Genomic DNA, 14,149 nt, shown 5'->3' with positions numbered 1-14,149 from the left:
CATGCCCCGCGTGAACGTCGATGTGATGCTGAAGCACGAGATCCTGGACCCGCAGGGCCAGGCCGTCGAGCGCGCCCTCCCCACCATGGGCTTCGAGGGGGTCGCCGAGGTGCGCATCGGCAAGCACATCGAGCTGGTGATCGACGACGACGTGGCCGACGCCGAGGGCCTCGCCGAGGCCGTGGCCGACAAGCTGCTGGCCAACCCGGTGATCGAGGCCTACACCGTCACCGTCGTCGACGGCTAGCCCGCGTGGCGGGATCCACGCCGCAGCGCGGCCCCCGTCGGACCGTGTCGGTCTACGAGGGAGCGCGGACCGGCGAGCTCGAGGACCCGTTGCTGCCTCGCTGGTTCGTCCTGCTCGGCCTGGCAGCCATCCCGGCTGCGATCGGCGTGCTGATCTGGGCGTTCGTGGCCTTCGGGCCCGAGGAGGTCCCGGTTGCCGCGCGTCGTCCGCCGCCGGTGGAGGGGTCGACGCTGACCACCGCGGTCGGTGACCTCAACGTCGGGGACCTCGACCCGCTCGAGCTGGCACCCGGGTGCTCGCTGCTGGAGGGGATCCGCGCGGGCGGCACCGCAGGTGACATCGACCGGATCGGGCGGGCCGTCGACGAGCTGTGCGAGCTGGTCCTGCCCGGTGACATCGCCCGTCGCCTGCAGGCCTTCGCCCAGGCCGGCGGGGTCGTGCGGTTCGCCCAGTTCGAGGCGACCGGCGTCGACTCGACGCTGGACACCGCTGGTGAGGTGCCGCTGGTGCTGGTCAACGCCCGGCTGGCCCGTGGCGGGACCGACCCGCTCTGGATCGGCCCGCTGATCGTGCACGACACGACCTGGCTGGAGGAGCCCGTCGGCACCGCCGCCGGCGCCCTCGTCGCCCGCGAGGCGGAAGCGGAGATCTGCAGCCGGATGTTCCTGCCCGAGGACCGGTCCCGGGCATGCAACGACGCCGCGGCGCTGCTGGCGCTGGACGACCCGCTGGCGGCGTTGGAGGCCGAAGGGTTCCGGCCGTAACGCGTTTCGGGGTTGCCCGAACGGGAAGGCACTGGAGTGAATCCGCCCCACTCCAGGAGGTCCCTCCCATGCAGGACGTCAACCACGAGATCGACCTGAGCGCAGCCGAGCCGTCACGCCAGGACCACAACGGCGACGACGGCGGGGGCGGCATGGGCTACGGCCGCTTCTTCGCCATGATCGCCACCTCGACGGTGGTCATGTTCGTCCTGATGTACCTCAACACCTACGCCTGGGGCCACATCCAGTGGAGCGAGACCCGCGCGTGGATGGCCCTGCTCATGGGCTCGACCATGTCGGCCATCATGCTCGGCTTCATGTGGCGCATGTACAGCAGCAAGGGGCTGAACACCGCCATCGTCATCGGGTCGGTCATCGTGTTCGCCGGCTCGTTGTTCTTCGTCCGCAGCCAGGTGACCGTCGACGACAACGAGTACATGAAGGCGATGATCCCGCACCACTCGATCGCGGTCCTCACCTCCACCCGCGCCGGCATCGACGACGTCCGGGTCCAGCAGCTGGCCGACGAGATCATCCGGGCGCAGCGTCGGGAGATCCAGGAGATGGAGTGGCTGATCGCCGACATCGAACTGAACGGTGTCGCGGAGACCATCGAAGAGGGTCGTGACCGGCCGGTGCCCGAGTTCGAGGTCGAGAACCCGCCGGAGGGCAACCCGCTGGACTGACCGGGTACCCTGCCCGGCATGCGTATCGGCATCGTCACCTTCCCGGGCACCTGCGACGACCGCGACACCGCGTACGCGGTCGAGCAGATCGGCCACGACCCCGTCCGCCTGTGGCACGGCGACGCCGACCTCCAGGGCGTCGACGCCGTCGTCGTGCCCGGCGGTTTCTCCTACGGTGACTACCTGCGCGCCGGCGCCATCGCCCGGTTCTCCCCGGCCATGACGTCGGTCGTGGAGTTCGCCGAGCAGGGCGGCCGGGTCCTCGGCATCTGCAACGGCTTCCAGGTCCTCTGCGAGGCCGGCCTGCTGCCGGGTGCCCTGACCCGCAACTCCGGCCTGCGGTTCGTGCACCGCAACCAGCACCTGTCGTGGGGCCCCGAGGGTCGTGTCATCGACATCCCGCTGAAGAACGGCGAGGGACGGTTCGTGCACGACGACCCGGCCGCGCTGGCCGCCAACGGCCAGGTGCTGCTGCGGTACTGCCACGCCGACGGGACCGTCGACGAGGCCGCCAACCCCAACGGCAGCGTCGACAACATCGCCGGGGTCACCAACGAGACGGGCAACGTCGCAGGCCTCATGCCACACCCCGAGCACGCCGTCGATGCGCTGCTCGGCTCCACCGACGGCAAGGCCTTCCTGCTGGACCGCCTCGTCGGGGTGTCCGTCCCGGCCTGAGCCGTCGGGCCGGGCTGCTGGCCACCCCCGCGATGGGCCGGTCCGGATCACAGCGCGTACCCTCCTCGGCAGTATGAGCACGACTCACGACCACGCATCCGCGCAGCCGACTCCTGCCCCCGCGCCAGATCCCCGCACGCTGGCCGCCGAGCTCGGCCTGACCGACGACGAGTTCGACCGGATCGTCGAGACGCTGGGCCGCCAGCCCTCCCCGGCGGAGCTGGGCACGTACTCGGTGATGTGGTCCGAGCACTGCTCCTACAAGTCCTCCAAGATCTACCTCAAGACCCTGCCGACCGAGGGCGACCGCATCCTCGTCGGCCCCGGCGAGAACGCTGGCGTGGTCGACGTCGGCGACGGGATGGCGGTCACGTTCAAGATCGAGTCCCACAACCATCCCTCCTTCGTCGAGCCCTTCCAGGGTGCGGCCACCGGGGTCGGCGGGATCATCCGCGACATCCTGACGATGGGCGCACGCCCGATCGCGCTGATGGACCCGCTGCGGTTCGGTGACCCGACGCTGGACAAGACCAAGTGGGTCGTCGACGGCGTGGTCCGCGGCATCTCCCACTACGGCAACTCCATCGGGGTGCCCACCGTCGGCGGCGAGCTGTCCTTCGACCCCTGCTACAACGGCAACCCGCTGGTCAACGTCTTCTGCGTCGGCACGCTGCCCGCCGACAACATCCAGCTGGCCCGCGCCGAGAACACCGGCGACATCGCCGTCCTCATCGGCCAGCGCACCGGCCGCGACGGCATCGGCGGCGCCTCGATCCTTGCGTCGGAGGAGTTCGGCGAGGACGGCGTCGACGACACCAAGCGACCCAACGTCCAGGTCGGCGACCCCTTCGCCGGCAAGCAGCTGATCGAGTCGTGCCTCGAGCTGTACCGCACCGACCTGCTGTCGGGCATCCAGGACATGGGCGCCGCCGGCATCGCCTGCTCCACCTCGGAGATGGCGTCGGCGGCGGGGCTCGGCATGAGCGTCGACCTCGACGACGTGCTGCTGCGCGAGGCGTCGATGGACGCGTGGGAGATCCTCTGCTCGGAGTCCCAGGAACGCATGCTGGCGCTGGTCTCCCCCGACCGCCTCGACGAGGTGCTGGAGATCTGCCGTCGCTGGCAGATCGACGCCACCCCCATCGGCAGGGTCGTGGAGGGCGAGCGGCTGGTCTTCACCCGCCGTGGCGAGCTGGTCCACGACGCCCCCGCCGGCTCGTTGGCCCACGACGGCCCCACCTACGAGCGGCCGGTCCGCGACTGGGTGCACCCGAACGCCGATGTCGACGTCGACGCCGAGGCCCCCGAGGGTGACCTGACCGCCCACGCCGAGGCCGTCCTGCTGTCCCCCAACCTCGTGCCCGCCGACTGGGTCACCCAGCAGTACGACTCCATCGTCGGCCACGGCACCGTCGCCGGCATCGGTGGGGACGCAGCCGTCCTGCGCCTCGAGCCCGGCGTCAAGCGCGGCATCGCCATGGCCACCGACGGCAACGGCCGCCTGTGTGCGCTGGACCCCACCGAGGGTGCCCGTCGCGTCGTCGCCGAGGCCGCCCGCAACGTCGCCTGCACCGGGGCCACCCCGGTCGCGGCCACCAACTGCCTGAACTTCGGCTCGCCCGAGCGCCCCGAGATCATGGGCCAGTTCCGTGACGTGATCACCGGCATGGGCGAGGCCTGCGTCGCGCTCGGCACGCCGATCACCGGCGGCAACGTCAGCTTCTACAACCAGACCGGTGACGTGGCCGTCCATCCGACCCCGGTCATGGGCATCCTCGGCATCCACCCCGACGTCACCAGGCCGCTGGGCTCGCGATTCGCCGGGGCCGGCCACGCCGTCGTGATCGTCGGGGCCCCCACCGCCCCGGGCCTTGCCGGCAGCGAGTGGGACTGGGTCACCAACGACCGCATCGCCGGACGGCTGTCATCCATCGACCTGGCGCTGGAGAAGCGGCTGCATGCCTTCCTGGCCGCGGCCGCTGAGGGCGACGTCGTGAAGAGCGCCCACGACATCGCCGACGGCGGGCTGCTGGCCAACCTCGTGGAGTCCTGCGGGGCCGACTTCGGCATCACCGTCGACCTGCCCGATGCGCTGCCGGAATCCCAGCTGTGGTTCTCCGAGTCGCCGTCCCGCGTCGTGGTCTCCACCGACGACATCCGTGGCCTGCAGGCCCTGGCGGCCGAGCACGACCTGCACCTCGAGCCGGTCGGCATGACCACGGCCGCCCGTCGCCTGGTCGGCGGCACCCTCGACCTGGACCTCGACGACCTGACCGCCCGCCGGGCCCGCGTCCTCCCCGACCTGTTCGGCGCCTAGTCCGTCCGGCGGCGCTCCCGGCCGCGTGTCGGGTGTTTGCGCCGGGCGGCCCACAACCCGACAAGCGGTAGGTGACTCGGCCGGCCCAACCGCGACGCGTGTCGGGTGTTTGCGCCGGGCGGCCCACAACCCGACAAGCTCCGGGGCGTCAGCCGGGGGTGGGGGTCCAGACCGCGCCGGTCGCCGTCGGCCACTCGGCGGTGAAGCCGCCCCACAGCAGCAGCGAGTCACCGATCCAGACGGCGCTGTGGCCGCTGGTGGCCGGCTGCGGCGCGGGCGGCAACATCTCCCACGTCGCCCGGGCCGGCGTCCACGCCACACCCGGCTGGTCCTGCGGGCCGCCGAGCATCACGACTTGTTCCCCCGTCCACTCCGCCACCCGCGTGGCGGCGAACGCCTGGGGGGAGGGCGGCAGCACGGTCCATCGCTCCTCCTCCATGTCCAGGGCCATGCCGCCGATGTCCTCGCTGCCCGCCTCCGGCACGCCGAGCAGGATCATCTCCCTGCCCGTCCACGTCGCTGCCACCGACCGCATGCCCACGGGTGAGGGGGGCAGCAGCCGCCAGGTGTCGGTGGCCGGGTCGTAGGCCGCGACGTCCTCCGGGCCCCTGCCGGTCCAGAAGACCGCCTCCTCCCCGGTCCACACCCCGGCGATCAAGCCGAACCCGCGCGGCAACGGGGCCGGCGCCGTCAGCCGCCACGTGTCGGTGTCCGGGTCGTAGGCCCCGGCCTGCACGTTGGTCTCGAACGTCCGCGAGCCGCCGAAGACCAGCATCTCTTCCCCTGTCCACAGCGCGACGTGGCCCGACCGCGGGTTGACCGGGGCCCGCGCGATCTCCCGCCAGGTGTCGGTGGCCGGGTCGTAGGCGGCGCCATCGACGTCCTGGGAGACCACCGCCGCGAACTGTCCGACCGGTGCACCCTCGAACACGATCATCTCCCGTCCCGTCCACACGGCGGTGTGGCCGCTGCGGCTGCCGATCGGCGACTCCGCCATCCGTCGCCACGTGTCGGCGTCCGGATCGAGCACCAGCCCGGTGTCCGGCCCGGGGTCGGGCTGGCCGCCGAAGACCAGCACGTCGCTGCCGGTCCACAGCATGGTCTGGCGGGTGCGCGCGGGCGCCTCGACCGGCGACAGGACCGTCCAGCGGCCGGTGGCCACGGGCGGTCGGGTGTCCTCCGGCTCGGGGGTTGCCGTCGCCGACAGCGTGGGCTCGGGGGACTCCGAGACCACCAGCTCGGGAGGCGGCTCGGGTGCAGGACGGGCCAGCCAGCCCATGCCGACCAGCACGAGCACGGCCAGCACCAGCCCGAGCCAACGTCGTCGAGGAGGCGTCCCCTCCTCGAACGTGCTCGCGGATGACCCCGCGACCGGCTCCGGTGGCGTCATGCGTCTGCAGGACAGTATCGCGGGTCTCCATGCCACCGTGCCGCCCGTTACCCTGTGTGGCGTGAGCTCCTCCCCCCACACCGGGCCTCGTGACGCCTGCGGGGTCTTCGCTGTCTACGCCCCCACCGAGCACGCCGCGAAGCTCTGCTACTACGGTCTGTACGCGCTGCAGCACCGTGGTCAGGAGTCTGCGGGCATCGCCGTGAGCGACGGCACCTCCATCCTGGTCACCAAGGAGATGGGCCTGGTCAACCAGGTCTTCGACGAGACCCGGCTGGCGGCCCTCGACGGCCACCAGGGCATCGGGCACGTCCGCTACTCCACGACCGGCGCGTCGACCTGGGACAACGCCCAGCCGACCTTCCGGACGACGCCGGACGGCACCGCGATCTCCGTCGGCCACAACGGCAACCTGACCAACACCGGCGCGCTTGCCCGCGACCTCGGCCCTGCCGGGGACAAGTGCACCAGCGACTCCGACCTGCTGACGGCGATGATCTGCGACGCCCACGAGGGCTCCACGGACGCGGCGATGGCCAAGGTCCTGCCCAAGGTCGCCGGGGCCTACTCCCTGGTGGTCATGGACGAGCACGCGGTGCATGCGGCGCGGGACCCCCACGGGGTCCGTCCGCTGGTCATCGGCCGGCTGGCGCGTGGGGGCTGGGTCGTCGCCAGCGAGACCGCGGCCCTCGACATCGTCGGCGCGGTCCGCGTCCGTGACGTCGAGCCGGGCGAGATCGTCACCATCGACGCAGGCGGCCTGCGCAGCCGCCACTTCGAGGAGCCCCAGCCCAAGGGCTGCGTCTTCGAGTACGTCTACATCGCCCGCCCCGACCACATGACCGACGAGACGTCGGTGTACGCCGCCCGGCGCCGCATGGGCGAGCTGCTCGCGTCGGAGGCGCCGGTCGAGGCCGACCTCGTCATCCCCGTTCCCGACTCGGGCATGGCTGCCGCCGGCGGGTACTCCGCAGCAAGCGGCATCCCCTACGCCGAGGGCCTGACGAAGAACCGTTACGTCGGTCGCACCTTCATCCAGCCCACCCAGTCGTTGCGCCAGCTCGGCATCCGGCTGAAGCTCAACCCGCTGACCGACGTCATCGCCCGCCAGCGACTGGTCGTCGTCGACGACTCCATCGTGCGGGGCAACACCTCTCGCCAGCTGGTCGCCATGCTGCGAGCCGCCGGCGCCGCCGAGGTGCACCTGCGCATCACTGCCCCCCCGATCAAGTGGCCGTGCTTCTACGGCATCGACATGGCCAGCCGCGCCGAGCTGATCGGCGCCGGTATGGAGGTCGACGAGATCCGGGCGTACCTGAAGGCCGACTCGCTGGCCTACCTGTCCCTGGAGGGACTCATCGAGACGACCAAGCGTCCCAAGGACTCGCTGTGCCGGGCCTGCTTCGACGGCGAGTACCCGATCCCCGTGGAGGCACTGCAGCGCGAACGCGGCAAGGCGTCCATGGCGACGCTGTGGGACACCGCCCAGTGAGCAGCCACGACACGACCCCCACGGGGGGTGAGACCTACGCGTCCGCCGGTGTGGACCTCGACGCCGCCGACGACGTCGTCGAGCGCATCAAGCCGCATGTCGCCCGGACCACCCGCCCCGGCGTGCTGGACACCATCGGCGGCTTCGGTGGCCTGTTCGAGCTGGACACCGAGCGCTACCGCAAGCCGGTCATCGTGACCGCCACCGACGGGGTCGGCACCAAGCTGGCCATCGCCCGACAGCTCGGCCGCCACGACACCGTCGGCATCGACCTGGTCGCGATGGTCGTCGACGACATCGTGGTCTCCGGCGCCGAGCCGCAGGTGTTCCTCGACTACGTCGCCATCGGCAAGCTCGATCCCGACGTGGTCACCGAGCTGGTCGCCGGTATCGCCGAGGGCTGCGTCAGGGCCGGCTGCGCGCTGGTCGGCGGCGAGACCGCCGAACATCCCGGCGTCATGCCTGCCACCGACTACGACCTTGCCGGCTTCGCCGTGGGCATGGTCGAGAAGGACGCCATCCTCGGGCCGCACCGCGTGTCGGACGGTGACGTGCTGATCGGGATGGCCGCGTCCGGCCTGCACTCCAACGGCTACTCCCTGGCACGTCGGCTCGTGGAGGGCCTCGACCTGTCGGAGCACCACGGCCTGGACCGCCCGCTGGGCGATGCGCTGCTGGAGCCGACGGCGATCTACACCAAGCCATGCCTTGCCCTCGCCGAGGCCGGCCTCGTCAACGCGCTGTGCCACGTCACCGGCGGCGGGCTGCCGGGCAACCTGCCCCGCGTCCTGCCTGAGTCGCTCGGCGCCGACGTCGACACGTCCAGCTGGACCCCGGGGCCGCTGTTCGAGCTCATGGGCCGGTTGGGCCAGGTCGAGCGCGAGGAGATGTTCCGCGTCTTCAACATGGGTGTGGGCATGGTGGCCGTGGTGCCCGAGCACGCGGTCGAGGCCGCCGTTGGCCTGCTGTCGGAGCACGACGTCGAGGCGTGGGTCATGGGCCGCGTCACCGGGCCGGCAGGCGTCCGCCTCTCCTGAGATCAGCCCGCACGACAACGCCCCCTCCGTTCGAAGGGGGCGTTCGTGCGTCAGGTCCTAACGAGGCAGGTGGAAGCTGCGCAGGCGACCGACAGCCGCCATGCGCTCCTCGGCGACGTGGTCGGCGGCCTCGGCGGTGGGCAGGCCCTCGCGCTCGGCGGTGACGAAGACCGCGGCGAGCCGTTCGCCGATCCGCTCGACGCGGGCGCGGACCCGGTCGGCGGAGTAGCCGTCGGGGTGCAGCTCGTCGCCGACCTGGATGACACCGCCGGCGTTGATCACGTAGTCGGGCGCGTACAGGACACCGGCGTCGGCCAGCACCTGGCCGTGCCGGGCGTCGGCCAGCTGGTTGTTGGCGGCCCCGGCCACGATGCGGCACTGCAGCCGCGGGATGGTCGCGTCGTTGATCACGGCCCCCATCGCGTTGGGGCTGAAGACATCGGCGTCGACGGCGTGGATGTCCTCGACGGCAACCACATCGGCGCCGAGGCGGTCGGCCAGGTCAGCGGTGGCGTCCTCGTTGACGTCGGCGACGGTCAGCTTGCAGCCCTCCTCGGCGAGGTGCTCCGCCAGCCGACGGCCGACCTTGCCGACCCCCTGGATGGCCACGTGGCGGCCGGCCATCGACGCGTCGTCGAACACGCGCTCGGCGCAGGCCTTGATCCCGACATAGGTCCCGAGGGCCGTCATGACACCGGAGTCGCCCGACCCACCCTCGACGACCTCCGACCCGGTCGCCCACCGGGTCTCGCGACCGATGATGCCCATGTCGGCGGAGTACGTGCCGACGTCGCACGCCGTCACGTAGCGGCCGTTCAGCGACTCGATCATCCGGCCGTACGCCCGCAGCAGCGCCTCGGTCTTGTCCGTCGCCGGGTCACCGATGATGACGGCCTTGCCGCCCCCGAGGTCCAGACCGGTGACCGCGGACTTGTAGGTCATGCCACGGGACAGCCGGAGGACGTCGACGAGCGCATCCTCCTCGCTGTCGTAGGGGTACATGCGCGTCCCGCCGAGCGCCGGCCCGAGGACCGTGGAGTGGATGGCGATGATGCAGCGCAGCCCCGAGGCCTCGTCATGGCCGAAGACGACCTGTTCGTGGCCGTTGAGCTGGGAGAAAGTTCCTGGCATGTGGGTGACACCCCGATGGGTTCGGGCCGGGCGGTGGATCCTCACCGTCGCCGGCGAAAGCGTGCCCCGAGCAGCCTCGACCGCAGGGGTTGCCTCGATCGGTGGGTGCTCGCGGTGGTCGTCCGCGACGGCGGACGACAGTGGATGGTACCGAGCCGTCCGCCTCGTCGGCCCTGCCCGGCAGGAGGACCCCGGACCGGTCAGGTACGGACCTCGTCGCTTCCGCCCGCGGGGTCGCTTCCGCCAGCGGGCTCGGAGGGCGACGTCGCGGGAAGGTGCAGTCCAGCCATCACCCGATGCGTGTCGGAGAGGTCACCGATCAAACGGCGTCCGGGCAGCGGCGACTCCTTCACCAGCGTCGGCGTGGCGAGGATCAGGGCGTCCTCCGCCAGGTCGGGACGTTCCAGGACGTCGATGATGTCCAGCTCGAACGGCATGTGCAGCTCGTGCTCGACGATCCGCCGCAGGTTCACGAGGGCCCGTTCCGCGCGCGGTGTCCGCCCGGCGACGTACAACGTCAACCGAAGGACATCGGGGTCATCCATCATGGTGAGGGGGGTGGCTTCCGAGTTGCGGCGGGGGACCGCTGTCGTGAAGGCGTTGGCCAGCCCCGGCGGGAGGGGCGGGCTGTCCGTGACGATAGCTGACACGAGCGATTACGAACAGTCGGACGGGAACGACTGGAGCCGTGCGCCGGTGGTGGCATGCTCGCCCTGTGCCGGTACCTGCTGTCGCCATCGAGCTCTACGACGCGACTCCCGCGGACTTCGTTGCGCGCCGGGATGCGCTCGTGGCCGAGCTGCGGGCACGGGGGGACCGCAGCACGGCCGCGGCGGTGAAGGCGTTGCGGCGTCCGACGGTCGCGGCGGCGGCCATCAACCACCTGGCCCGGACCCACCCCGATCTGGTCGAGGCGTCGATGGTCGCCGGTGAGGCCCTCGCGACGGCGCAGCGGCGGGCGCTCAGCGGCGTCAGCGGCGTCGACGTCCGCGGGGCCGTCAGGGCCCATCACGACGCCATCGATGCGGTCCTCGCCGCGGCGCCGGACGCAACCTCGTGGCCGGTCGCGGTTCGAGACGCGGTGCAGCGGACGCTGCAGGCCGCCGCGGTCGACGACGCGCTCGCCGAGGACGTCCGCCGGGGGACCCTGTCGCGCGCGGCCGACACCGCCGACCCGACGCTGGCCCTCACCGGGTTCGCGCCGCTGTCGGTGGTGGCAGACGGTCGAGGCGAACCCCACGAGGCAACGCCGGGGGCCGAGACGGCACCGGCGCCTGATCAGGCCCCGGATGACGACGCCTCCGCCGCGGCAGAGGAGGCCGCTGCAACCGATGCGGCACGCATGGCCGAGGAACGTCGTAGGGCAGCCGAGGCCGCCACGCTGCGACGCACCATCGTCCGGCTGCGTGCCACACGCGACGAGCGGATCTCCACCGCCGCCGGGGCGCGCCGTCGCGCGACCAGGGCAGCCGAGCAGGCCGCAGCCGCCGAGGCGGCCCGACAGCAGGCCGTGGATGCCGCGGCAGAGGCCAGGCGGGTGCTCAAGGCGCGCGAAGCCGAGGTACAGCGCGCGGACGCGGCCGTCCGCGCCGCCCTGGACGTGGCATCCGAGACCGACGCGGCGGTCGGGCCGGCCGATGCGGCCCTGGCCGAGGCCGAGGAGGCGCTGTCGGTCGCCCAGGAGACGTTGACGGAACTGGAGCGTAAGGACGGCTGATCCGCAGGGGTATTCCCCATCGGTGGTCGCCGTTCCGGCCTGTACGGGGGGCGGCACGGCGACCACCATCCGTTGTTCGGCTCGCCGACGCCTACCTCAGAGCAGCTTGGTGCTCAGCGGGACGAGCCGTTGATACGCCGTCGGCAGGACACGCTGCATGGCGTCGACGGCGTAGGCCTCGGGACCGATGAGGACGCGGCGTGCGTTGCGACGGACGCCCTTGAGGATGCGCCTGGCCGCCACCTCGGGGCTGACGTGCAACGCCTTCTGGAAGCCCTCGCGAACATCCTCCTGATCCCCGGGCATGACGTCGGCGAGGCTCTTGTCGAGCCGGGCGTTCCGGGCGATGTTGGTGTCGATGCCGCCGGGGTGGACACAGGTGCACGACACGTTGCCGCCGTCCATGTCCAGCTCCTGGCGCAGCGCCTCGGTGAATCCGCGGACGGCGAACTTGGTGGCGTTGTACGCGCTCTGCGACGGCTGGGCGAACAGCCCGAAGACCGAGGAGATGTTGACGATGTGGCCTTCCTCGGCCGCCCGGAGGTGGGGCATGAACATCTTCGTGCCGTGGATGACGCCCCAGAGGTTGATCCCGAGGATCCAGTCGTAGTCCTCCATCGGCGTGTCCTCCACGGTCCCGGCCAGCGCCACACCTGCGTTGTTGACGACGAGGTGGACCGCGCCGTGGGCCTCGGCCGTGTCGTCGGCCCAGGCCTGCATCGCCGTGCGGTCGGCGACATCGACGACGTCGGTGGTGACGGCCAGCTTCCGGTCCGCGACCAGCTCGGCGGTGCCGGCCAGGCCGTCGGCGTCGATGTCGGACAGGGCGAGGTTGCAGCCGGATGCGGCCAGCTCGACGGCGAGGGCACGGCCGATGCCGGACCCCGCTCCGGTGATCGCGGCGACCCGAGTGGAGAAGTCCTTCATATCGGTGTTCTACACCGTCGGGACATGATGTGCCATTCGCTGATGGCGCACTGGATGCTGTCGTCCGAGGGGTCCTGGCCGTCGAGCACCTAGTCCTTGCGTGCCCGGGAGGGCGAGACGCGGGAGGGTTCGTTGGGCATCTTCGGGTAGACGGGCGGCCATGGGGCGTCCATCAGCCCGGCGGCCATGTCCGCGTCGTGCATGTCCAGCAGGACGTCCAGCGACTGGGGGGCGTCGTACATCGCCGCCCACGGATCCCCGTCGGCGGCGAGCCTGCGGGGCACCGTCTCGATGGTCAGCTCGTCGGGGTCGATCCGGTCGAGGTCCTCCCACGCGAACGGCGTCGACACCTGGCCGCCCACCTTCGCGCGCACCGACCACGCACCGAACACCGTCTTGTGCGGCGCGTTCTGGTTGTAGTCGACGAAGACGCGTGGTCCACGCTCCTCCTTCCACCACGCGGCGGTGACCGTCTCCGGATGGCGTCGCTCGAGCTCACGGGCCAGCGCCACCGCCGCCGCACGCACCTCGTAGGAGTCCCAGCGGGGCTCCAGGCGGACGTAGACGTGGATGCCCCGCTTGCCGGTGGTCTTCGGGAACGCGGCGATGCCCAGCTCCTCCAGCAGCTCCTGCAGCAGCCGGGCGGCCGCACGGGCCTCGTCGAAGCCGATCGTGGGTGTGGGGTCGAGGTCGATGCGCAGCTCGTCAGCGATCTCCCGCTCGTCCACGCCGCCCCACTGCTCCACGTCGATGTCGGGGTGCTCGATCCGCGACGTCGACCGGTCCGGGAACGTCAGGACATCGTCGCGGTCGTCGACGTGCAGCGGCCACACGTGGAAGCCGAGACAGCCCATGTTGACCGCCCACGCGACGTGGGCGATGTCGGCGGCGACCATGGCGTTGGAGGGGGTGCCGTTGACGGTCTGCACGGTGGTCGTGCGCAGCCACTCCGGTGCACCCTTGGGGACGCGCTTCTGCCAGAAGCTCTTGCCCCGCGCGCCGTCGGGATACCGCTCCAGCAGGACGGGACGGCCGCCCATCGTGGCCATCAACGGCTCGGCAACCGCCTCGTAGTAGCGCACCAGGTCCAGCTTGGTCTCGCCTCGCCGGGGGAAGAAGACCTTGTCGTGACTCGTGATCCGCACCGGGTGTCCGGCCAGATCGAGATGGACCTCGTCGCTCATGGGTCCAGTCCACCACACGGCCACGACAGGCGAGGGTCAGGGGCGGGGGCTGCCGGACTCGTCGAGCACGAAGACCGTCCGCGTGGACACCACGCCGGCGGTCGTCTGCAGGTGTTCCAGGACCACATCGCGCAGCTGGGAGACATCGCTGAGGCGAACCAGGGCCAGGAAGTCGAACTCACCCGTCGTGGCGGCGAGGTAGGACAGGCCCGGCAGGTCGCCGAGCGAGCGCTGCACGTCCTGCCAACGACGCTGCTGGACCCCGATCAGGACCAGCACCGTGACCGGCAGGCCCACCTTGGCCGGGTCGACCTCGGCGCGGTAGCCGGTGATGACGCCGTCGTCGGCCAGCCGATCCAGGCGGCGGTAGGCGTTGGCCCGCGACACGCCGACGGCCTCGGCCAACGCGTTGACCGACATGCGCCCGTCCCGCTGGAGCTGTCCCACGAGGTCGGCATCGACGGGGTCCAGTCCGGGCAACCCCAGTCCGGGCAGGCCCGGGCCGGAGGCCGTCACGGCCGGTCCGTTCGTCGCGTGGCCTGATCAATTCCTCTCACCATGGCCGCCAATCTAGCGCGT

Annotated in this window: 14 protein-coding genes; 8 read left to right on the top strand and 6 right to left on the bottom strand. The window is 71.5% G+C overall.

Annotated elements, in window-relative coordinates; genetic code table 11:
• Window position 1 precedes the first annotated feature (1 nt).
• The 5 genes from purS (at window position 2) to purL (ending at window position 4,692) form a co-directional block, all read left to right on the top strand.
• Entirely contained in the window at window positions 2-247 is a 246-nt protein-coding gene (purS, locus tag DVS28_RS23905) for a phosphoribosylformylglycinamidine synthase subunit PurS (RefSeq protein WP_114593695.1), read from the top strand.
• 5 nt (window positions 248-252) lie between these two features.
• Window positions 253-1,011, top strand: coding sequence for a hypothetical protein (locus tag DVS28_RS23900; protein WP_114593694.1), 759 nt, complete (start codon window positions 253-255; stop codon window positions 1,009-1,011).
• 152 nt (window positions 1,012-1,163) lie between these two features.
• Window positions 1,164-1,697, top strand: a complete 534-nt coding sequence (locus tag DVS28_RS23895; protein ID WP_114594377.1) for a DUF305 domain-containing protein — start codon at window positions 1,164-1,166, stop codon at window positions 1,695-1,697.
• 18 nt (window positions 1,698-1,715) lie between these two features.
• Complete coding sequence (gene purQ, locus DVS28_RS23890) at window positions 1,716-2,375, top strand: phosphoribosylformylglycinamidine synthase subunit PurQ (protein ID WP_114593693.1); 660 nt, start codon at window positions 1,716-1,718, stop codon at window positions 2,373-2,375.
• A 73-nt stretch (window positions 2,376-2,448) separates the two neighbouring features.
• Complete coding sequence (purL, locus tag DVS28_RS23885; RefSeq protein WP_114593692.1) at window positions 2,449-4,692, top strand: phosphoribosylformylglycinamidine synthase subunit PurL; 2,244 nt, start codon at window positions 2,449-2,451, stop codon at window positions 4,690-4,692.
• A 148-nt stretch (window positions 4,693-4,840) separates the two neighbouring features.
• Here purL and DVS28_RS23880 read toward each other — a convergent pair whose 3' ends face one another.
• Complete coding sequence (locus DVS28_RS23880) at window positions 4,841-6,082, bottom strand: Kelch repeat-containing protein (protein ID WP_164710957.1); 1,242 nt, start codon at window positions 6,080-6,082, stop codon at window positions 4,841-4,843.
• On the opposite strand from DVS28_RS23880, the gene purF reads away from it, so the two are divergent.
• Both purF and purM read left to right on the top strand, forming a co-directional pair.
• Window positions 6,081-7,574 carry an amidophosphoribosyltransferase gene (purF, locus tag DVS28_RS23875; protein WP_114594376.1) on the top strand — a complete coding sequence of 498 codons (1,494 nt, stop codon included), beginning with the start codon at window positions 6,081-6,083 and terminating at the stop codon, window positions 7,572-7,574. The genes DVS28_RS23880 and purF overlap by 2 nt on opposite strands.
• Window positions 7,571-8,611, top strand: a complete 1,041-nt coding sequence (gene purM, locus DVS28_RS23870; RefSeq protein ID WP_114593690.1) for a phosphoribosylformylglycinamidine cyclo-ligase — start codon at window positions 7,571-7,573, stop codon at window positions 8,609-8,611. Before purF ends, purM begins: the two co-directional genes overlap by 4 nt.
• 57 nt (window positions 8,612-8,668) lie before the next feature.
• Here purM and DVS28_RS23865 read toward each other — a convergent pair whose 3' ends face one another.
• Complete coding sequence (locus tag DVS28_RS23865; protein ID WP_114593689.1) at window positions 8,669-9,742, bottom strand: Glu/Leu/Phe/Val family dehydrogenase; 1,074 nt, start codon at window positions 9,740-9,742, stop codon at window positions 8,669-8,671.
• 200 nt (window positions 9,743-9,942) lie between these two features.
• The gene (locus DVS28_RS23860) at window positions 9,943-10,392 is read right to left on the bottom strand and encodes a circadian clock KaiB family protein (protein WP_216826258.1); all 450 of its coding nucleotides are present in this window, start codon (window positions 10,390-10,392) and stop codon (window positions 9,943-9,945) included.
• 65 nt (window positions 10,393-10,457) lie between these two features.
• Here DVS28_RS23860 and DVS28_RS23855 point away from each other — a divergent pair, with 65 nt between their 5' ends.
• On the top strand, window positions 10,458-11,459 hold the full coding sequence (locus DVS28_RS23855; protein ID WP_114593688.1) for a hypothetical protein: 1,002 nt from the start codon (window positions 10,458-10,460) through the stop codon (window positions 11,457-11,459).
• 96 nt (window positions 11,460-11,555) lie between these two features.
• On the opposite strand, the gene DVS28_RS23850 is transcribed toward DVS28_RS23855, so the two are convergent.
• The 3 genes from DVS28_RS23850 to DVS28_RS23840 form a co-directional block, all read right to left on the bottom strand.
• On the bottom strand, window positions 11,556-12,386 hold the full coding sequence (locus tag DVS28_RS23850) for an SDR family NAD(P)-dependent oxidoreductase (RefSeq protein WP_114593687.1): 831 nt from the start codon (window positions 12,384-12,386) through the stop codon (window positions 11,556-11,558).
• Window positions 12,387-12,475: 89 nt separating this feature from the next.
• On the bottom strand, window positions 12,476-13,570 hold the full coding sequence (gene ligD / locus DVS28_RS23845) for a non-homologous end-joining DNA ligase (protein ID WP_114593686.1): 1,095 nt from the start codon (window positions 13,568-13,570) through the stop codon (window positions 12,476-12,478).
• Between the two features lie 36 nt (window positions 13,571-13,606).
• Window positions 13,607-14,086, bottom strand: coding sequence for an Lrp/AsnC family transcriptional regulator (locus DVS28_RS23840; protein ID WP_114593685.1), 480 nt, complete (start codon window positions 14,084-14,086; stop codon window positions 13,607-13,609).
• Window positions 14,087-14,149 lie beyond the last annotated feature (63 nt).

Origin of the sequence: Euzebya pacifica (genome assembly GCF_003344865.1) — a bacterium.
Classification (GTDB): Bacteria; Actinomycetota; Nitriliruptoria; order Euzebyales; family Euzebyaceae; genus Euzebya; species Euzebya pacifica.
This window is presented reverse-complemented; position numbering and strand designations above follow the sequence as displayed.